22 protein-coding genes are annotated in these 19,310 nt (G+C 41.1%); 19 read left to right on the top strand and 3 right to left on the bottom strand.

What is annotated here, in order from left to right; translation table 11 throughout:
* Nucleotides 1-232: 232 nt before the first annotated feature.
* Entirely contained in the window at nt 233-1,633 is a 1,401-nt protein-coding gene (locus MFF31_RS00325; protein ID WP_248565367.1) for a hemolysin family protein, read from the top strand.
* 14 nt (nt 1,634-1,647) lie between these two features.
* Here MFF31_RS00325 and mnmA read toward each other — a convergent pair whose 3' ends face one another.
* A complete protein-coding gene (mnmA, locus tag MFF31_RS00320; protein ID WP_282570401.1) occupies nt 1,648-2,781 on the bottom strand; it encodes a tRNA 2-thiouridine(34) synthase MnmA in 1,134 nt (377 codons plus the stop codon).
* A 154-nt stretch (nt 2,782-2,935) separates the two neighbouring features.
* Here mnmA and cymR point away from each other — a divergent pair, with 154 nt between their 5' ends.
* Nucleotides 2,936-3,355: a cysteine metabolism transcriptional regulator CymR gene (cymR, locus tag MFF31_RS00315; RefSeq protein ID WP_238186194.1), complete on the top strand. Its 420-nt coding sequence runs from the start codon at nt 2,936-2,938 to the stop codon at nt 3,353-3,355.
* A gap of 169 nt (nt 3,356-3,524) precedes the next feature.
* Here the strand turns inward: cymR and MFF31_RS00310 are convergent, their stop codons facing one another.
* Nucleotides 3,525-4,046 carry an ImmA/IrrE family metallo-endopeptidase gene (locus MFF31_RS00310; RefSeq protein ID WP_238186193.1) on the bottom strand — a complete coding sequence of 174 codons (522 nt, stop codon included), beginning with the start codon at nt 4,044-4,046 and terminating at the stop codon, nt 3,525-3,527.
* On the bottom strand, nt 3,985-4,311 hold the full coding sequence (locus MFF31_RS00305; RefSeq protein ID WP_238186192.1) for a helix-turn-helix domain-containing protein: 327 nt from the start codon (nt 4,309-4,311) through the stop codon (nt 3,985-3,987). The genes MFF31_RS00310 and MFF31_RS00305 overlap by 62 nt, the downstream gene beginning before the upstream one ends.
* A 259-nt stretch (nt 4,312-4,570) precedes the next feature.
* Here MFF31_RS00305 and MFF31_RS00300 point away from each other — a divergent pair, with 259 nt between their 5' ends.
* The 17 genes from MFF31_RS00300 (at nt 4,571) to MFF31_RS25125 (ending at nt 19,263) form a co-directional block, all read left to right on the top strand.
* Nucleotides 4,571-5,176: a DUF1492 domain-containing protein gene (locus MFF31_RS00300; protein ID WP_238186191.1), complete on the top strand. Its 606-nt coding sequence runs from the start codon at nt 4,571-4,573 to the stop codon at nt 5,174-5,176.
* Nucleotides 5,177-6,150: 974 nt separating this feature from the next.
* Entirely contained in the window at nt 6,151-6,585 is a 435-nt protein-coding gene (locus MFF31_RS00295; RefSeq protein ID WP_238186190.1) for a phage tail terminator family protein, read from the top strand.
* Entirely contained in the window at nt 6,578-6,754 is a 177-nt protein-coding gene (locus MFF31_RS00290) for a YqzN/YkzM domain-containing protein (protein ID WP_238186189.1), read from the top strand. The genes MFF31_RS00295 and MFF31_RS00290 overlap by 8 nt, the downstream gene beginning before the upstream one ends.
* A gap of 1 nt (nt 6,755) precedes the next feature.
* Complete coding sequence (locus tag MFF31_RS00285; RefSeq protein WP_238186188.1) at nt 6,756-8,072, top strand: phage tail sheath family protein; 1,317 nt, start codon at nt 6,756-6,758, stop codon at nt 8,070-8,072.
* Nucleotides 8,073-8,085: 13 nt separating this feature from the next.
* Complete coding sequence (locus tag MFF31_RS00280; protein WP_238186187.1) at nt 8,086-8,550, top strand: phage tail tube protein; 465 nt, start codon at nt 8,086-8,088, stop codon at nt 8,548-8,550.
* Between the two features lie 14 nt (nt 8,551-8,564).
* Nucleotides 8,565-8,987: a phage tail assembly chaperone gene (locus MFF31_RS00275; RefSeq protein WP_238186186.1), complete on the top strand. Its 423-nt coding sequence runs from the start codon at nt 8,565-8,567 to the stop codon at nt 8,985-8,987.
* A 238-nt stretch (nt 8,988-9,225) separates the two neighbouring features.
* On the top strand, nt 9,226-12,138 hold the full coding sequence (locus MFF31_RS00270; protein WP_238186185.1) for a tape measure protein: 2,913 nt from the start codon (nt 9,226-9,228) through the stop codon (nt 12,136-12,138).
* The gene (locus MFF31_RS00265) at nt 12,138-12,845 is read left to right on the top strand and encodes a LysM peptidoglycan-binding domain-containing protein (RefSeq protein ID WP_238186184.1); all 708 of its coding nucleotides are present in this window, start codon (nt 12,138-12,140) and stop codon (nt 12,843-12,845) included. Before MFF31_RS00270 ends, MFF31_RS00265 begins: the two co-directional genes overlap by 1 nt.
* Entirely contained in the window at nt 12,838-13,806 is a 969-nt protein-coding gene (locus MFF31_RS00260) for an XkdQ/YqbQ family protein (protein ID WP_238186183.1), read from the top strand. Before MFF31_RS00265 ends, MFF31_RS00260 begins: the two co-directional genes overlap by 8 nt.
* The gene (locus tag MFF31_RS00255; protein ID WP_238186182.1) at nt 13,806-14,168 is read left to right on the top strand and encodes a DUF2577 domain-containing protein; all 363 of its coding nucleotides are present in this window, start codon (nt 13,806-13,808) and stop codon (nt 14,166-14,168) included. The genes MFF31_RS00260 and MFF31_RS00255 overlap by 1 nt, the downstream gene beginning before the upstream one ends.
* Nucleotides 14,165-14,569: a DUF2634 domain-containing protein gene (locus MFF31_RS00250; protein ID WP_238186181.1), complete on the top strand. Its 405-nt coding sequence runs from the start codon at nt 14,165-14,167 to the stop codon at nt 14,567-14,569. The genes MFF31_RS00255 and MFF31_RS00250 overlap by 4 nt, the downstream gene beginning before the upstream one ends.
* Nucleotides 14,562-15,644 carry a baseplate J/gp47 family protein gene (locus MFF31_RS00245; protein ID WP_238186180.1) on the top strand — a complete coding sequence of 361 codons (1,083 nt, stop codon included), beginning with the start codon at nt 14,562-14,564 and terminating at the stop codon, nt 15,642-15,644. Before MFF31_RS00250 ends, MFF31_RS00245 begins: the two co-directional genes overlap by 8 nt.
* On the top strand, nt 15,634-16,347 hold the full coding sequence (locus MFF31_RS00240; RefSeq protein ID WP_238186179.1) for a putative phage tail protein: 714 nt from the start codon (nt 15,634-15,636) through the stop codon (nt 16,345-16,347). The genes MFF31_RS00245 and MFF31_RS00240 overlap by 11 nt, the downstream gene beginning before the upstream one ends.
* Nucleotides 16,348-16,447: 100 nt before the next feature.
* Nucleotides 16,448-16,744, top strand: coding sequence for a hypothetical protein (locus MFF31_RS00235; RefSeq protein WP_238186178.1), 297 nt, complete (start codon nt 16,448-16,450; stop codon nt 16,742-16,744).
* Between the two features lie 12 nt (nt 16,745-16,756).
* Nucleotides 16,757-18,946: a hypothetical protein gene (locus MFF31_RS00230; RefSeq protein ID WP_238186177.1), complete on the top strand. Its 2,190-nt coding sequence runs from the start codon at nt 16,757-16,759 to the stop codon at nt 18,944-18,946.
* A 1-nt stretch (nt 18,947) separates the two neighbouring features.
* Complete coding sequence (locus tag MFF31_RS00225; protein WP_238186176.1) at nt 18,948-19,136, top strand: hypothetical protein; 189 nt, start codon at nt 18,948-18,950, stop codon at nt 19,134-19,136.
* Nucleotides 19,129-19,263, top strand: coding sequence for a hypothetical protein (locus MFF31_RS25125; RefSeq protein WP_282570400.1), 135 nt, complete (start codon nt 19,129-19,131; stop codon nt 19,261-19,263). Before MFF31_RS00225 ends, MFF31_RS25125 begins: the two co-directional genes overlap by 8 nt.
* Nucleotides 19,264-19,310: the final 47 nt, after the last annotated feature.

Genomic DNA, 19,310 nt, shown 5'->3' with positions numbered 1-19,310 from the left:
TATTCATCTCTTGCATTATAACAAACTTGTTCACTTGTAGCTTCTTTAACCGTGAGCATTTCGTAGCAGAGTTATGAACATTCCTTGAATGGAGCCATCATGAGAAAAAGCTTCTAAACATATTATACTGCGCATAAAGGTTAAGCTACTATGAATACATATGATTAACTACGCAAAGCTTTTAGCCAGCTTTGTTTTCAAAGGGAGGTGCTCCTGTCGTCGTATGGTCTGTTTGTTAGACGCGGTTGACAGGGATGCGTTGGGTGAACCGTTACCATTAAGTTTATTGGTGTTGCTCGTGCTGTTGTTGATTGGAGTAAATGGTTTTTTTGTTGCATCGCAATACGCAATGTTAAAAGTAAAGATGAATCGGATTGCACTCATTTCGGTAGAAGTGGATGACAGAGTGGAACTCACAAAAGGTATTATGAGCAGAGTAGATCGGTATCTCTCTATTTGTCAGTTGGGTATTACGATTGCATCGCTTGGAATAGGCTGGATTGGTGCAGGCATAACCACACAATGGTTGGAAGCATGGTTTATTTCATTAGGTATAATGAGCAGTGACGCAACTCGAGTGACCGCTTTTTTGCTCGTATTCGGCTTCATAACCATGCTTCATCTCATTATAGGTGAACTTGTCCCCAAAGCGATTGCGAGTGCTCTCGCTGAGAGAACAGTATTAACTACAGCAAGACCGCTGTATGTGATGTACGCTGTACTTTCACCCTGTATACGTTTGGTTGATTCATTGACAAATTTTATGTTGAAGATGGTTGGCATGAGATTGGTGAGAGAGCAGGAATCTGCCAATACGGAAGAAGATTTGAGAAATCTTTTGAAAGAAAGTCATCAAAGGGGTTATATTGATCAGACTGAGCTTACGCTAGTAGACAACATATTCGATTTCACCGAAACGACAGCCCGCGAAATAATGATCCCACGTACAGAAATGATTTGTCTCCGTGCAGGTCTTTCACTCCAGGCTAATAAGACGATTGCCATTCAATATATGAGAACGAGATATCCCGTCTGCGAAAATGATAAAGACAATATTGTTGGTTTTGTTCATATAAAAGATTTGCTCAAACATTCGATGCAGAGTGCAGATGATCTTTCCATATTGATGAGGCCAATTACTACTGTTCCGGAGTCGATCTCAATTAGTACATTGCTCAAGCTTATGCAGAAAAAAAGGACACAAATTGCAATTTTGATAGACGAATATGGAGGAACTTCTGGTTTAGTTACCCTTGAAGATATTATGGAAGAAATTGTAGGCGATATTCAAGATGAATTTGATCCAGATGTAACAAGTATTGTGAAGCGAGATGATGGAGCATATTCCGTTAGTGGACTAATGTTAATTGAAGAGATAAATAGCTTCTTTGGGACTTCAATTGAGACGGATGAATATGACACTATCGGTGGCTGGATGTACGCTCGAATGCACTTCCCGCCGCAATACAACGAACCAATTTATATGGAGAACGGATTTGAATTTCAAATTGAGGAAATGCAGCATTTGCGTATTTCGCGAATACGTATCACATATAGAAGAGAGATTGTACAACCTGAACGGAGAATTGTAGAAAAGAAAGGACTCAATGGGGAACGTAAGTTTCCTTATTGAGTCCTTTTATCTTGTTAGATCGGTAGAGATGCCTCAGGGGCAATTTTATTTACAACATCAATCGTCCCACCGCCAAGACAAACGTCCCCATCGTAGAGAACGACTGCTTGTCCAGGTGTAACAGCTTTCTGGTGCTTATCAAATACGATAGTAGCGCCACCATCAGGTTCGATTGTTACTGTAACGCCTTGATCAGGCTGACGGTAACGGAACTTTGCAACACAGTGGAAGGTTTCTCCTTGTTCCCGTGGTACAATCCAATTCATCCCGCTTGCGATCAGGCTCTCCGAGTAGAGACTATGATGACTTTCGCCTTGCACGACATAGAGAATATTTCGCTCCAAATCCTTATCAGCGACGAACCATGGCTCGCCTGATCCTGTACCTGAACCACCAATACCAAGTCCTTGCCGCTGGCCAAGCGTATAATACATAAGTCCATCGTGACGGGCTTTTTTCTCACCTGTACGAATATCGATCATATCGCCAGTTTGTGCGGGCAAGTATCCGCTTAGAAATTCTTTGAAGTTGCGTTCGCCAATGAAGCAAACACCTGTACTATCTTTTTTCTTCGCTGTATAGAGGCCAGCTTCTTCTGCTATTCTCCGAACTTCTGGCTTCGGAATATGTCCGATTGGAAACATTGCTTTCGCCAGTTGCGTCTGATTCAGTGCACTAAGGAAATACGTTTGGTCCTTATTCGAATCGATACCTCGCAACAGTCTTGTCGTTCCATCAGCATCACGTTCAACACGTGCGTAATGTCCTGTTGCCAAATAATCAGCGTCAAGTTCTAGCGCTTTGTTTAGGAAATCACCAAATTTGATCTCACGGTTGCACATAACATCCGGATTTGGTGTCCGTCCCCGCTTATATTCATCTAGGAAATAGGTGAATACTTTATCGAAGTACTGTCGTTCGAAATTAACGGTATAATAAGGAATGCCAATTTGGTCGCATACCCGGCGTACATCTTCAGAGTCTTCCTCTGCCGTGCAATGACCGAACTCGTCAGTATCATCCCAGTTTTTCATAAATATACCGATTACATCATATCCCTGCTGCTTTAGAAGCAGAGCAGTGACTGAAGAATCGACGCCTCCCGACATCCCAACGACAATGCGGGTTTCAGCGATTGATTTTTCCACCTGTACCACCACCTAGTTGATTGAAACTGACTTTATTGTACCATATGGTGAGAAGATTTTCATGAAGAAGTAAACCTTTTTGCACACGACGAATGGATAATATGTTAACATAGATGGATAATGGGAATACAGTGAATTAAAGAGAGGTGCTACCTTGAAAATATCAACAAAAGGCCGTTACGGTCTTACTATTATGATGGAGCTTGCATTGAAATTTGGAGAAGGCCCAATTTCTCTGAAAAGCATAGCAGAGAAAAATCAACTTTCCGAACATTACTTGGAGCAATTAGTCGCTCCACTTCGCAACGCAGGGCTTGTAAAAAGTGTCAGAGGCGCTTATGGCGGCTACATTCTATCCAAGGAGCCATCCCAAATTACGTCAGGCGATATTATTCGTATTTTGGAAGGGCCAATCTCTCCTGTAGATTTTACAGAAGAAGATGACCCGGCAAAGCGTAATCTGTGGCTGCGAATTCGTGACAGTATTGCAGAAGTATTAGACTCCACAACGCTAGAGAATATGATTGTGTACAAAGAGGAAGACAAGAAAGATAGCTATATGTTCTACATTTAGGGGATTATTCCCATCCTCTTAAAGTCATCAGCAAATAAGCCTATCCGTGATTATATCTCGGGTAGGCTTATTTTGTATCATTATTAAATGTGCTGTAATCTATAAATAAAGAACGTATGTTCTGTTGTTTGGCATAAAATAAAAGCCTTAAGGCTAGTGGTTTCACAAATTATTCAATTAGAGCAGTCACTGACAGTGGCTCGAAATAGATGAGTGTTTGTCCATATGCTGCATATAATCCGTATTTACGTTGATAGTGTACGATCGTATGCTGTAGGAAATCCTCTGTAACTCCCAAAAATTCTGCGATATTATGTCGTCCTTCAATGCCGGCGTTGCAAGCTTCTATAATTCTCATTAATGGAATCAAGTGTTGATTAGCCCATTCCCGTGCCCGTCGTTCCTGTTTGCGATTGTTAAGTTCAGTTTGATCCAAAATATCGCCTACTGTAGTGTGATAATGTCCAATCTCTTCTGCGAGGATACATGTTTTCTCTGTTATCGTTTGGATACATTGATTGATATAGATGACATTGTCTGAGTAAAGACCTTTCAGTCGCTCAGGCATCTTTTTTTCAATTACAATAACATCTTGTGAACATGCCTCCAAAATAAGATTTTCGTAATTGTTATTTCTTCTTTCTGGAGCGAACGAATTGTTTGAAACTTTCGATCTCTTCCCTTTCCTCATCAGTCCAATCCTCTCCATCATGGTGTGCCGCTATCGTTCCGATTTCATAATTTTCACAATTGGTTTCTGCTAATTGCTCAAGTTCTTCAATAGATATATTGAGGGCTTTGCAGACTTTTAGAACATTATCGACAGCAGCTTTTCCGATTCCTCTCGTAAGTATGGATTGTAATGTTGTCGGTGGTAGTCCTATTTCCTCTGCAAATGATCTTCTGCTACCTCTTTTATCAATAAGATCAGCTAGAATCTTTGCTCTTTTATCCAACGTACACACCTCATAAACATAAATTTGCGCACGCTTTTTCGTACACACAAATATCCTACATTATAATTACCTGGCTGTAAAGCGAGTGTTGAACGTCATTGCGTTTAATTCTCCAAAATACTATTGACTTTGAACGAAAATGCGTATACATTTAACGAAGTGATGAACGCAATTGCGTTTGATTATCCGAAAGTAAATACCTATTAATTATTCAATCGAATCTATTCATTATTAATAATATAAAAGGCGGGGATCGACAATGACCGAGCAACAAGTAATTGATCAGTTAAATCAATATCGGCAATTGAAGGCACGTATTCAAGTTTTAAGTACATATAATATTGGTTCAGGAATTACAGTGAGCAGGTTAAATCAAGATGATCAGCTTCAAGAACTGCACAGTCGTTTGCGGGGAATGCCTAGCTATATGTATTTGTCTGCAAAGGAGCAGAAACTTGAAACAGTGGCACATGCTTACCTTAAGCAATATCCTGCAGGCATTAAGAGTCAGTTAAAAGCAATTCCGCTAGAAGGAAATGACGTAGAAGATGACAAGCTATTGAAGGAACTACGGGGCAAGATTGATAATGTAATTAAAGCTCGCGGATACGGTATTCGTGATGACATTGATATGGTATTGGATAGATTATCAGAGCTTCAAGATCTTCAGGAACAATTGCAAAAGGTTGACAACGTACTTGTAGCGCTTGAAGAGTATAAGCCTGATTATTCGAAATTACTAAGGTTGAAATATATAGAAAGTAAAAGTGTTGATGAAACTTGTTATCAACTTTCGATTGTGAAGCAAACCTATATCCGTTGGCGAACGAAAGCAATCAGCGAGTATATTAAATTGTCTTGTTAAAATAATCGCTATACCAGCATGTATACTGGAATGTATACGGAGTGTGTACCACAGGCTCGAATTTCCGTGTTATTATGATAGTATCAAACAAATAGTAAATGAGTGAAAGTCGTCCAGAGATCATGGGCGGCTTTTCTTTTTTCAAGCCATGAAGATTCAATAAATGAAAGTTACAAGTAAACGCTGTGCATTCGTTATTCATGATGCTTGTACCAGAGTGTATACTGAAATGTATACCAAGTGTGTACCACAAGCTCAAATTTCCGTGTTATTATGATATTGTCAAACAAATAGTAAATGAGCGAAAGTCGTCCAGATCATGGACGGCTTTTCTTTTTTCTAGCCACAAAGATTCAATAAATGAAAGTTACAAGTAAACGCTGTGCATTCGTTATTCATGATGCTTGTACCAGAGTGTATACTGAAATGTATACCAAGTGTGTACCACAGGCTCGAATTTCCGTGTTATTATGATAGTATCAAACAAATAGTAAATGAGCGAAAGTCGTCCAGATCATGGACGGCTTTTCTTTTTTCTAGCCACAAAGATTCAATAAATGAAAGTTACAAGTAAACGCTGTGCATTCGTTATTCATGATGCTTGTACCAGAGTGTATACTGAAATGTATACCAAGTGTGTACCACAGGCTCGAATTTCCGTGTTATTATGATAGTATCAAACAAATAGTAAATGAGCGAAAGTCGTCCAGATCATGGACGGCTTTTCTTTTTATCAACTTAAGTGAAAATAGCAAATGAATATTATTAGTAACCGACATTCTTCATCTAATAAGGATGTTTTTTTATTTTCAGTAGCTTGGGCTTCGGATGAGACTTCCGAGGCCCTTTCCATTTTCACCGGACTAAACCGGAAAATCGATTGGAGGGTGATGTAAATGTTTGCATGACTAAGTTTATGAAAGGTTAGTGGTCAAGCAAGGGAACGATTATTAAGAGGTAAGGAGCAAGATGAGATGAATGAAGTGACTATCAACGAAATACGGTCAGCCCTGCACGGGGCTCTTGCTGCAGCGTTTCCTCACATTACTATTCATAGTGAGGGGATCAATCAGCAACTGAATCCACCCTATTTCTTGATTAAGCTGCTGCGGTCAAGCCATCAGCAGGAGTTAGGTCGCCGCTATCGCCGTAAGTTTCCATTTGATGTACAGTACATCAGTTTGGCAGGGAATGCCGCAGAGATGTATCAAATGGCAGAGCATCTTACAAGTGCTCTTCAAACGATTAACGTATTAGGTCGTTCAGTTCCCGCAATAGGCATGCAATTCGAATTGATAGACGGTGTGTTGCATTTCTTTGTAGATTTTCAACTACTCATCTGGGCGAAGTCGCCAACAATTCCATTGATGAAAACGCAAAATTTAGAGGAGGGCATTATCTATGATTAAAAAAGAAGTTGAAGTACCGGTTTTTACGAAGTCTCAAATTATTGATTCGAATCAATTTTCTCCGAATAAAAAGGACGTGCTCCATGCAGTCCTGAAAGATGATAGCTCGTATACAGTTGAACAAGCAGAAAAATTAATCAACGAATTTGTGAAAAGGAAGGTGATGTAAGATGGCTGGAGGCGTATGGAGTATGCAAAATAAGGTGAGACCTGGCTCGTATATCAATTTTAAAGGTGAGTCGCTATCTGCTGATGGTGGCGGTACTCGGGGTATTGTTAGTTTGCCACTATTGCTTTCTTGGGGAGCTTCAAAGCAGATTGTAACGATTGAATCCGAAGCTGAAGCTTCTAAGAAACTGGGTTATCCATTAACGGCCCCTCAATTGCTAGCGGTTAAGGAAGTGTTGAAGCGGGCTAAGACATTGTTGTTGTATCGCCTTAATGTAGGAACAAAAGCAACTGCAACTGCTGGAGGCATAACGTTATCAGCAAAGTATGGCGGTGTAAGAGGTAATGCTTTGGCAGTTAAGATCACCGCAAATGTGGATGAACCGGGTACATTCGACGTGTCAACGATTCTAGAAGGTATTGAAGTAGATCGGCAAAACGTTGTCAATATCGCAGGTTTGAAAGGGAATAACTGGGTTGAATTTTCTGGAACGGGTGCGCTAGTTGCATCGGCTGGTATTCCACTCGTGGGTGGAACAGATGGTGTTACAACCGCTCAAGATTATCTTGACTATTTAGCAGTTGTTGAAGTACAAGACGTCAATACGATCGGTCTAATGGTAACAGATGCAGCAACGAAGGAAGTGTTTGCTTCCTTCTGCCGTCGCCAGCGCGAATCTGAAGGCAAGAAAGTTCAGGTTGTTATGGAGAACTACCCAACAGCAGATTATGAGGGCGTCATTAGTGTCAAAAATGGTGTCGTTTTATCTGACGGATCGATTCTTACAGCTGCTCAGTCAGTGGCGTGGGTAGCAGGCGCAACAGCTAGTGCCGCTATGAATAAATCTCTGACGTATGATGCTTATGATGGAGCGGTAGATGTGACGCCGAAATATACGAACAGTCAAATTGAAACAGCTCTCAAAAATGGCGAGTTCGTATTTACTGGAGTCGCAGGTCGTGCAGTCGTTGAACAGGATATTAATTCATTGCATACATTCAGTCCGCAAAAGGGCAAGGGATTTGCCAAAAACCGTGTTCTTCGCGTATTGGACGGTATTAATAATGATTTTGGACGAATTTTCCGTGACTTTTATCTCGGTAAAGTCAGCAACAATGATGACGGTCGTAACTTACTGAAAAGTGAATATGTTACTTATTTGAAAAATCTGCAAAACATCGAGGCTATTCAAAATTTTGATTTGCAGAAAGATATTAAAGTAGCACCAGGCGATGGAATTGATGCGGTAATCTCTGAGGTTTATGTGCAGCCAGTAGACAGTATGGAAAAACTATATATGACCATTGCGGTCGGATAAGGGAGTGAATGCTATGTTTTTTAATGAAAATGATGCAATTAGTGGGAAGCAAGCCAAAGCTTTTGTGAAAATGGGTACGAGGATTGAGGAGCTTTTTTACGCAAAGTCGTTAGAAGCAACGATTGAAAAAAATAAAATTGATGTTCCTATTCTTGGTAAAACGAATGTTGCCAAGCGATCATCTGGTTGGACGGGCACAGGGACGCTTAAAGTTTATTATGTAACTTCCATGTTCCGTCAGCTAATGTATGAATACGTTAGCACTGGTCGGGACTTTTATTTTGATCTTGAAGTAATTAATGAAGACCCGCAATCAGGAACAGGTAAGCAAACGATCGTACTTAAAGGATGTAATTTGGATAGTGTTAGCGCAGTACAATTCGATGCCACGTCAGACGATATGATGGAAGAAGAATTGCCATTTACGTTTACAGACTATGAGGTTTCAGGCCAATTTAACCCGCTAACGGGTAATTAATAGGAGGAATTACGATGAGTGATTTAAGTTTATTTTTTGCACAAAACGTAACATCAGAAGTAACAGAGGAAATTGCTGTGTCGAATCGTTTTCGTAAAAAAGATGGAGCTACAGTACTATGGAAGATTCGTAGTATGACCGAAGGTGAGAATGAGGAGTGCCGTAAAGCCTCTACTCGCAGAGTAAAAGGTAGAAACGGGCAATATACACAAGAAACGAGCACAGAAGATTATTTGGCCTTATTAGTAACAACAAGTGTTGTTCATCCCGATCTTAAAAATGTTGAGTTGCAAAAATCTTATGGTGTGATGGGAGCAGAGACATTGCTTCGCAAAATGCTTCTGCCAGGCGAATATGCAGAACTTGTACAAAACGTACAGAGAATCAATGGGTTTGATCAAGATATGAACGAGCTGGTACAGGAAGTAAAAAACTAATAGAGGAGGGCGATGGCGCAACGAATTATGCCTACTACGCCCTCCATGAGCTCCACATTTTGCCTCATGAACTTATGGAGATGGGGCGGAGAGAGCGTGCAGCAATCTATGCAATGATTGAAACACGTGTCGAGCGGGAGCGAAAAGATCAACAGAAAAGAAAGAGAAAATAGTAATGGAATTGGAGAAAGCGCCCTTTGGGCGCTTTTTTTCAACTCAGAGTATGGGAGGTGAACGCATGTCTACCGTCGCGTCAGCATTAACCATGTTTGATTCATTTGTAGATCCACTGCAGAAAGTGATTAATAGAATAAATAAAGCTAAAGGTTCCATGGAGAACTTTAAGCGAGTTCTAAAATCGCCAATTAGTATGAAAGCAGACGTATCTAGTGTTACAGAAGCGATTGATGGCGTAAAAAAACAGATTGCAAATCTCGACCCTACCATAAAGATTCAAGTCGTGTTTGATACAGCTGCGATTACTCAGTCACTATCTAGCATTAAATCACAGATTAGTTCTGGGTTGGGATCTGCTACTGTCAAAGCATCGCTTGATGCATCTTCAGCTACAAGCAGTGCCAAGGGATTAAAGGGTAAATTAGAGAAGGCGGCAGGAAACCTGTCAATACCTGTTAAGTTGAAACCACTGAATCTGGCTGAGCTCAATATAATTATAAAAGTAGCCGCGATTGTGCAAGTAGCTGCAAAGTCATTATCTAATGTCAAATCACATATCAGTTCTGGACTAGGATCTGTTGCCGTCAAAGCAACGCTTAATGCGGCTTTAGCAATAAGTAGTGCTAAAGGATTAAGGAAGAAGTTGGAGAAGGCGGCTGGCAGCCTATCAATATCTGCTAAGTTGAAGCCATTGAAACTGTCTGAACTCAATATAATAGTAAAAGTAGCCGCTATTTTGCAAGTAGCCACAAAGTCATTATCTAGTATGAAATCCCAGATCAGCTCTGGATTGGGATCAGTGTCTATAAAGACAAAGCTTAATCCAGCTTCAGCTATAAGCAGTGCAAAGGGATTAAAGGAGAAATTGGAGAAGGCAGCGGGCAGTCTGTCGTTACCTGCTAAGTTGAAACCACTGAATCTGGCACATCTTAGTATCATTGGGAAGGTCGCTGTAGTTGTAAAAGTAGCCGCAATCGTGCAAGTAGCTGCAATTGTACGTGTTATCGTTTATGCGGCTGAAGCTAATAGGCAGGTTTATGCACTTGTTTCAAAATTTCAGTCCTTATCTATTGGTATTTTGGTCAATGTTGAAGTCCAAGGAGCACTTCAAATACAAGATCAGATTAAAAGCGATCAAGATGATATAAACGATAATCTCGATAGCAGCAGTTCACTTACTGACAAATGGATTAGTAAGCTTAAGGGAGTGGGGGCAGCAATTGGCAGTGCAATTTTAGGGTTTCTAGACCTTAAAGAGATAATGAAGCAAACTGATGCTTATATGTCCAATCATACAAAGGTTGCATTCATTGCTGATAAGAGCAAAGGTGAGACGACTAATGGGTTGCAGGAAAATATCTTTGCAGCAGCAGAAAGATCAAGCAGTGATTATACAGCTACGACAAAAAATGTAGCAAAGTTCTCAAATACTGCGGGAGATAAATTTAATGGAAATAACGAAATAATCGCTTTCACGGAGCTAATGCAGAAATCGTTAAAAATTTCTGGTGCAGACTCTACTGATCAGGATGCTGGCATGGCGAATATCATCAAAATAATGGCTTCTGGTAAAATGCAGGCAGAAGATTTTAAGTCGATTAATGAAAGCTCACCCGTGCTTGCGGACGCCATTGTTAAGTTTACCGGCAAGAGCAAAAAAGAATTATCAGACAAATCCACTTCCGGCACGGTCACATCCGATACGATTAGAAAAGCGTTATTTAGTGCAAAGGATGACATTAACGAAAAGTTTAGCAAAGCACCAAAGAGTTTTGAAGAAGTCGTTGTAAGTTTTAACAATAATGCGATGATGGCATTTGGTCCGGTGTTCGAGAAGATCAGCGCATTGCTTAACTCGCCGGGAGGAACAGCTCTAATCGACGGTATCATTAGCGGTATTGAACTAGCAGGTATGGTGGCGACTGGGCTAGTGGATGCGTTGATAGGAATTGGTGAAATATTTGTGCTGTTGTATACAGCGGCGGAGCCCTTTTTGGCTATGGTAGGCGGTGCATTGATGTTGTGGGCAACTACAATGATACCTCGTTTATATTCACAATTATCAATGCTAATTGTTAGGTTGTGGCTAATGGTTCAACCAATATTAGCTACTGCAGTAGCTTGGCTTGTTGCAAACTGGCCTATTCTATTAATTGGAGCAGCTATTGGATTTCTTATCTATTGCCTTTACAAATGGCAAGATACAACAACTGAAGTAATCGGAATTATAGGTGGGATATTTGGCGTAATGTTTGCATCCCTCTATAATCAGTTCGCTTATTTTGCAAATTTCGTCTTGTCTATTGCGGAGTTTTTCGCCAATCTATGGCGTGATCCAGTATATGCAGTGAAGAAGTTAATGCTCGATATGGCTATTAATGTGATGAGTCATCTCCAAAATCTTGCAAAAGGAATCGAAACCGTACTAAACAAGATTACAGGAGCAGAGATCAATATAACTGGCGGATTTGGAAATGTTCTAAAGAAGCTTGAGGATGAAAGGGACAACTTAAAATCTAAAGAAGATGTTGTTAAACTAACACGCTTCGAGCTAAAGGATACCGGTTCTGCCTTCGATAAGGGTCAAAAAACGGGTGAAACAGTAGGGAAATTACTTGGGGACAATCTTCACCAAGGTGTAGACATGGTGAAAAATATGTTTGACAAGAAAAGTCTTGTCGAAAATTCTCCGCTAGATGCGGGGAAATCGATGTTAGGGGAAACACCAGATATTAATAAAGTAAATGAAGTAGGCCAAATAAACGAAAAGGTTGATATTAGCAGTGAGGATCTCAAAATGATGCGAGAGCTTGCAGAGATGAAAAATATTCAGAACTTCGTTTCTCTAACTCCAACCGTTTCTGTTACGACAGGTGACATCAAAAGCGGTGATGATGCTAATACGATCGTTGCTCGTATTGAAAGTATGCTTACTGAGCAAATTGCATCGTCTGCACAGGGGGTATACGGCTAATGACGGATTATGGCATATGGTTAAGTTGGAATAATCAGACGGAAGCGATTAAGCTACCTGTATTGCCTCCTGAAATCAGTGTAAGCGGTAGTGGTGATGGAGATGAGCACGAGGTTTATGGATTAGGGAAAATCAATGTGATTAAATCGCCAGGACTGTCTGAATACGTCATTGACAGCTTTCTTCCTGCTCTGGGTCATGTTGGACCATGGGTTAATACTTCAGTCGATTACGAACCTAAGCATTACATCGTTTACGAACCTAAGCATTACATCGATTACATCCAAAAGTGGCGTCAAACACTCCAACCTATTCGCTTTATCTATACGGGTGGGGGCCTTGAGATCAACACTCCGGCAAGTATTGAATCTTTTGAATGGAAAGAAGTTGCAGGTGCACCCGGTGATATTATGATAAGTCTGAAGCTTAAGGAGTATCGTTTTTTTAAAGCTCAGCGAGTTAAGGTTGTTAGTTCGAATAAGTCTACTGGGCTTATAAAAGAAGAGCAACGAGCGAATGAGCGTCTAACACCTACTACCTATACGTTAGTTGCAGGAGATAATTTGTGGAAAGTTGCAGCTAAGGTGTATGGTAACTCAAATCGGTGGCCAGAGCTTCAAAAAGCAAACGGAATTAGCAATGCTGATTTAAAACGCTTGCGGATTGGTATGGTGTTGAAAGTGCCGGGAGGTAAAGCGAATGCTTGAAATTTTAATGGATAATAAAAACGGAAACATGTGGGACGTCTCGGAAATTGCGAGCGGCTTAACTTGGTCAACGACTCGAATCGGAAGACCAGCCAGTATTGATCTAACACTTCTTCATAATGGCATGTATCAGGCTAAGGAATTTGACATTAATAACGGAGATATTATTCGTGTTAAATATGATGGGGTAAATGTTTTTTACGGGTATATATTCTCTGTTAAGAGCAATCAGGACGACATTGTAACCATTAAAGCTTATGATCAAATTCGTTATCTGCTAGTCAAGGACACTTATATTTTCAAAGAGACTACAGCTTCGTCAATCATCAAAAAAATTGCAGAAGATTTCAAATTGAAAATTGGCAGAATTGATGATACGGGCTACCTCATACCATCGATGGTTGAAGATGGGCAGACTCTGCTTGATATCATTGATAAAGCGCTCACTCATACACTTATCAATTCACAGAAAAATTACGTGTTTTTCGATGATTTTGGAGCTCTGAGTCTGAGGTTAGTGAATGACTTTGTTTCTGGCTTTTATATCGGCGATAAGAGCCTATTAACTGGTTATGACTACGAACGTGATATTGAGTCAGATACATTTAACCAAATAAAGTTATACAGGGACAATAAAAAAACGGGAAAAAGAGACATTTACCAGACTCAGGATAGTGCCAATATTGCTCGATGGGGTCTATTGCAGCTTTATGAAAGTGTAGATGAAAATATGAATGATGCTCAAATAAATGAAAAGTTAACCCAGCTCGCCGAGTTGAAGAATAAAGAAACCAAGTCTTTAAAGTTAGAAGCAATCGGCGATATTCGTATTCGGGCGGGCACCTACTTGCACGTCATTATCGGATCGTTAGGAATTAAGCAGCCAATGCTGGTGGAAGATGTTAAGCATCGATTTAATGGTGCTGATCACAAAATGACTCTGACATTGAAGGTGATATAATGCTCGAAGTAATCAAGCAGGCTGCCGCTGCAGCAGTTGGGGCAGGAGCTCCAGTAACTATTATGTTTGGAGTAGTAACTAAATGGGATCCGCTCGAAGTAACCGTCGATCAACGGTTTACACTCGATGCGGATTTTTTAATTGTGCCAGAGTCACTTACTAAGTACGAAATTGATTTGCAGCATACTCATAAGTACACCGACAGCAGTGGTAGCGGCTCAGCAGCTAGAGTTACCGAACCTGCCTTGAACGAGAAGCCTATCATAGTTCGAAAGGGTCTCGATAAAGGAGATAAACTAATTTTGCTGCGCATGCAGGGAGGACAGAAATATTTAATCCTCGATAGGATGGTGGCAACATGATACCAACAGGTGCTCAGTTGCCTTTAGAGGGTGCTGTTGAGCAGCAACCATCACACACATGGAAAATAGACTTTGAGAACGGTCGGGTACTAGGTGTAATCGATGATCTCCAAGCGATCCAACAAGCAGCAATAAAAATACTGCATACGGAAAGGTATGATCATACCACTTATAGTTTCGACTATGGCATTGAACTAAGATCGTTGCTCGGACAAAGTCCATCCTTCGTGCGAGCGGATTTACTAAGGCGTATTGAGGAAGCGCTCCTCCAAGATGAGCGCATTCGTAGTATTGCAAATCTATCTATCGAAGGGACAGGCGACCAGATGCATGTAACGTTTTCAGTGATTACTGATTTCGGCAGCTTCGATATGGAGCGGGAGGTGAATTTGAATGTATGAAGCACATACGTATGAAGTCATATTGAAACGCATGCTTGATAGAATCTCTAACGATTTGGATAAGCGTGAAGGCAGTGTCATCTATGATGCGCTAGCTCCTGCTGCTGCTGAATTGGCACAGATGTATGGAGAATTAGAAGTCAACTTGAGTCTGTCATTTGCGGATACAGCATCCGGTGAGTACTTGGAACGGAGAACTGCTGAGTTTGGTATTAGGCGTAAGTTGGCTACCAAAGCACGTCGTAAAGGAATGTTTTTTGGGACTAATAATACTACCGTTCATGTTCCTCTTGGTAGTAGGTTTTCAGGGGCATCACTAACCTATGTTGTCATTGATCGGCTTAGTGATGGTCATTATATGCTAGAGAGTGAGGCAACTGGAAGTGTAGGTAATCAAGGTTTCGGTAATTTGTTACCGCTTGGATTTGTGCATGGTCTTGAGCGTGCTGAGCTTGCTGAGATAGTCATACCCGGCGAAGATGATGAGACAGATACGGCGCTTCGTGAACGATATCTTGATTCGCTTGCCGAACAAGCTTTTGGCGGAAATGCAGCTGATTATCGTACGAAGATAGGTGAGCTTGCTGGTGTTGGTGCAGTGAAAGTGACTCCTGCCTGGAATGGTGGCGGCACAGTTAAATGTACGCTAATTAGTGCAGAGTTTTCAGTACCTGACCCATTATTGATATCGGAAGTACAGGCTAAGGTCGATCCAATCGGGAGTCAAGGCAAGGGATTGGGTATCGCACCTATTGGACATCACGTAACGATAACTGGTGCAATAGGCACTACCATAAATGTTCAGACTACATTAACTCTTGCTAATGGTGTAACTGTAGGACAAGTTCGGGAGGAAATTCAGAGTGCTATCGCTGCCTATCTGCTGACTTTGCGGCAATCATGGAAGGATATAAGTCAGCACATTGTTCGCATTAACCAAATTGAAACTCGAATATTAGCTGTATCAGGAATAGTAGATACTGCTGGGACAACCATTAATGGCTCGTCTTCGAATTTGACGTTGGAGCAGGATGCTATCCCGATATTAGGGACGGTGACGTTGCATGTCGGTTAAATTAATCGAGGAGTATCTACCGAATTTCTATGGTGGAATACGAGAGTTTATAGAGCTACTTAGCGCTGAGGATGTTGAGTTTGAATGGTTATCGACTTCCGTGCAGCAAATCCTTGACGATCAGTTTATCGAGACTTCCAGCGAGCAAGCGGTTAAGCGCAGGGAAATCATGTATAAGATACGTTCTGATCCATCAATAGAATCGCTGGAAACTAGACGTAGCAGGCTGCTTGCTCGAACTCGCAGTCGAATTCCTTTTTCAGCAGAAACACTTGAGCTAATAGCAGAAGCCTATACACATCGACCAGTAAAAGTATCTGTGGATAGTTACAGCATCGTATTCGACTTTGATTCAGCATTTATTGAGGATCCGAGCTTCTTGGAGCAAGTGGAAAAAATCATTCCCGCTCACATGCTGCTCAATCAACGAGGGTATTGGGAGTATCCGAGTAATATTGATGTTGTTGGTCAATACACCGTTCAAAATTATCCGTTCCAAGCATTTGCATCACAGACAACGTACTGTGGGACACTTTACAACGGTCCGATGGTCGTCACGATTCCTCCGAATCCTGTGTATGACAACGGCGGGATTGAGACGATAAGCTCATACGAAACAAAACACCAAGCACCGTATGCTATTTCGGGGCTTGTTTATGCTGGGACGAGTGGCGTTGCTATACCGCATATTAAATCGAGATGATAAAGAGTTTGTAGTAGGTATAGGAGAAGAATCTAAGTGGGTAGTATGGTGTGACATTGGTCTACTAATTCAAATATAGGGGAGAGGGGGGAGTAGGTTAATGGCGATTACAGCAGCAGGGCATCAAAAAATGAAAGATTGGCTGAAGAATCAATTGTCTCATGGAACATACGTATTAAACGGCACGACACACGACATGCCCATTCACACTATCAGTTTAACTGGTGATGTCATAACCATACAATTTTATTTGGATGATCGTGTTTCGGGAAGTATTACACGCTTTCGGGTAATAGACACATCTGGTGCAATATGGGATGACCAGCCTGACAGCATCAGCAAGCCAGCTGTTAACGGTTTACTTGTTACATTTAAATATACCCTTCGACGGGTCTAGGAGGATTGAGTAATGCAATATAACAAAACGGAATGGAAAGATCATATTGTTGATAACCAAGGTAATGTGGTTCAGCAGGGCACTCCTTTAAGTGCGGGGAACCTGAACAATATGGAGAAAGGTATAGCAGATGCGCACCAGCAAATGAATAATCAACAGCAAAATATCAATCGTAAGGTGAACTTAATCACAACTGACCAGGCATCTGGTGCTAACGTAGAGGTGAAGGGACGGACGCTTGTTAATTTGATTAATAATGCCGGAACTTGGCAAGAAAATGGTACAACGCACACTCAAAATGGACTTACTGAAATGAAAACTGTTTTAAATAAAGCGGGCAACGGAACATCGTTTAGAACACTTTTTATTAATCCTAATAAACATTATCTACTAATGGCAGACATGAAAAATGAAACTGCTATTCAAATGTATTTTTATATTGATGGCGGTGGCGTGATTTCGCAATATGGTGGTCCAGGTACTGACAAGAAATCTGTTTTTGAACCTATTAATGCTAAAATAAGTCCGGCTGAACTCAAAGGCTCAGATCATATTAATATACATGTCCATGTACAGGGATCTATAGGGCAATTTGGATTTATTGACAACCTACGTGTATACGAAATATCAGCTTCAGATTACGCGAAAATTAATGTTGATCCTGAACACAAGGGTGCCATGCTTGCTGAGAAGTATCCATATGTTGACGGAGTGCAGCATTTGCAGGGCGTGAGTTTCCGAAAGAGGGGAAAGAATTTATTACCACCTTTTACGGAATGGGGGTATGTTCACCCAAACGCAAAAATTATGGGACCTTATAAACTGACTACAGAAGCAACGAAAGACAATCAAAATAGCGATATCGGTGTTAATGCCCTACCTAATACAGTCTATTCGTTTTCAGGTGAGTCTTCCCACTTTGATGCTAACTACGTCATAGCTGAAAGCGACGTTGATGGGAAATGGATAAGGCAATTTAATGTAGGACTTTCATCATCATTTACTACTGGATCAACAACACATTATCTTAGAGTTATTGCAGTTACGCCATTTGCGGGAAGTTTTACTTTTACAAATCCGCAACTTGAGCTTGGATCAGTTGTTACACCATTCGCACCGCAAAATAACGACTATATCAACGTACCGACTATACTAGCCAGCAATGTAGACCGTAGTATAGCGGACGGTTACGATAGCGGATCGGGGCAAGTGTTTAAGCGTTGGCGGACGGGCGTGAAGTTAGACGGAATGCTTCCATGGAGCTTAGCCAATGGATTTATTGGATATAAATCTCTTTTTTTACCAATAAGCAAACTACCTGTGAATCCAATGTCGACAGTAGTTCATGGAGACGGCTCAACTTCTGCCATTAGATTTGACGGAAAAATAGTACCTAACGGTGATACAAACCGTTTTGCTGATAAACAATATATCCATGGTATTGACAAAAATTTTTATCTCTCCATCTCTAACGCTGATTCGGGTTGGTCGGATGCCCTTAATCCTTCCTCAAACGCGGTCAATGCAATCCTGAACGGATGGAAAGCGACTGCCAATAACGGAAGCGTTTATACCTCGTGGATATCTATCTTAACCGGGCTAGCACCGCCAACGAATACGGAAGCCTACGTATCCACTAACAAAGCCCCGAATTGGGACGCTTGGGCAACGCTAGATTACATGCTAGCCACACCAATCATTGAGCAACTAGTTGGGGATATCGGAGCGATTACCTTTCACACGGGCGGTAATATGGTTGAGTTACTGGAAGGTGTAGTTGTTCGCGAGTTGGCAAATCCTGTGTACTACCCAGAATATAAAATGCAAGTAATCAATTGTATAATCGACTCTGGAAGCTTTTTAAAAAACAAAACAACAAAATTTCTAGCAGTTTATCGAAACGGAGAACTTGATGATAAGTGGCACACCGTTTACGGGGTTGGAGGGAACGGGGGTGCTTATACTGAAATTAAGATGGCAGACTACGATCCTAAAGCAAAATATAGCGTAACCTATGAAGTCCTTGACAAACACACCTATACGGCTAGCGCTATCGATGCAACATTGACCTATCAATCATCAATTGGCGGTGCCTTCGCGCAAGCTGTGCAAGATATAGCTGAAATAAAATCTCATGATGGCGTACAAGACTGGATATTAGCGCAATACGCAGCAAGATTATTAGCATTGGAGGTGGTGTAGTATGCAACCAACATTACAAACGGTTGTAGAGTATTTAAATTCAAAGGGTATTGACGTACTCCCACAAAAAAGTACACATCAAATTAACATGGAGATGGCCACGATGCTATTAACTCTAGTGATGTCGGAAGTTGACTATTTGCGGAAACGAATTGAAACACTTGAGAAAGGAGGTGTTCCGCATGCTTAATGAAATTTACCTTGGTATGTATCGGACAGCAGTTGAATCAGGTCGTTTGCTTATTGAATTTGTACCAGTGCCATATCGAGCAGCGTTAATTGCAGAGAAAAATCCACCTGTAACTCCATCTGAGTAAAAAAAGAAGTTGAAAAATCTAGTAAGCCCCGCCAAATCGGCGGGGCT

Source organism: Paenibacillus sp. L3-i20 (assembly GCF_022180385.2).
In the GTDB taxonomy this organism is placed as follows: Bacteria; Bacillota; Bacilli; order Paenibacillales; family Paenibacillaceae; genus Pristimantibacillus.
The sequence above is the reverse complement of the archived record's forward strand: the minus strand, read 5'-3'. Positions and strand labels throughout refer to the sequence as shown.

Bases quoted from the DNA above. Each gene is read 5' to 3' on its own strand.
- MFF31_RS00260 (WP_238186183.1), top strand. From the start codon at position 12,838: ATGCTTGAAATTTTAATGGATAATAAAAACGGAAACATGTGGGACGTC.
- MFF31_RS00290 (WP_238186189.1), top strand. From the start codon at position 6,578: ATGATTAAAAAAGAAGTTGAAGTACCGGTTTTTACGAAGTCTCAAATT.
- MFF31_RS00225 (WP_238186176.1), top strand. From the start codon at position 18,948: ATGCAACCAACATTACAAACGGTTGTAGAGTATTTAAATTCAAAGGGT.
- MFF31_RS00285 (WP_238186188.1), top strand. From the start codon at position 6,756: ATGGCTGGAGGCGTATGGAGTATGCAAAATAAGGTGAGACCTGGCTCG.
- MFF31_RS00280 (WP_238186187.1), top strand. From the start codon at position 8,086: ATGTTTTTTAATGAAAATGATGCAATTAGTGGGAAGCAAGCCAAAGCT.
- MFF31_RS00230 (WP_238186177.1), top strand. From the start codon at position 16,757: ATGCAATATAACAAAACGGAATGGAAAGATCATATTGTTGATAACCAA.
- MFF31_RS00300 (WP_238186191.1), top strand. From the start codon at position 4,571: ATGACCGAGCAACAAGTAATTGATCAGTTAAATCAATATCGGCAATTG.
- MFF31_RS00250 (WP_238186181.1), top strand. From the start codon at position 14,165: ATGATACCAACAGGTGCTCAGTTGCCTTTAGAGGGTGCTGTTGAGCAG.
- MFF31_RS00310 (WP_238186193.1), bottom strand. From the start codon at position 4,046: ATGAGGAAAGGGAAGAGATCGAAAGTTTCAAACAATTCGTTCGCTCCA.
- MFF31_RS00270 (WP_238186185.1), top strand. From the start codon at position 9,226: ATGTCTACCGTCGCGTCAGCATTAACCATGTTTGATTCATTTGTAGAT.
- MFF31_RS00275 (WP_238186186.1), top strand. From the start codon at position 8,565: ATGAGTGATTTAAGTTTATTTTTTGCACAAAACGTAACATCAGAAGTA.
- MFF31_RS00295 (WP_238186190.1), top strand. From the start codon at position 6,151: ATGAATGAAGTGACTATCAACGAAATACGGTCAGCCCTGCACGGGGCT.
- MFF31_RS00245 (WP_238186180.1), top strand. From the start codon at position 14,562: ATGTATGAAGCACATACGTATGAAGTCATATTGAAACGCATGCTTGAT.
- MFF31_RS25125 (WP_282570400.1), top strand. From the start codon at position 19,129: ATGCTTAATGAAATTTACCTTGGTATGTATCGGACAGCAGTTGAATCA.
- MFF31_RS00240 (WP_238186179.1), top strand. From the start codon at position 15,634: ATGTCGGTTAAATTAATCGAGGAGTATCTACCGAATTTCTATGGTGGA.
- MFF31_RS00235 (WP_238186178.1), top strand. From the start codon at position 16,448: ATGGCGATTACAGCAGCAGGGCATCAAAAAATGAAAGATTGGCTGAAG.
- MFF31_RS00265 (WP_238186184.1), top strand. From the start codon at position 12,138: ATGACGGATTATGGCATATGGTTAAGTTGGAATAATCAGACGGAAGCG.
- MFF31_RS00255 (WP_238186182.1), top strand. From the start codon at position 13,806: ATGCTCGAAGTAATCAAGCAGGCTGCCGCTGCAGCAGTTGGGGCAGGA.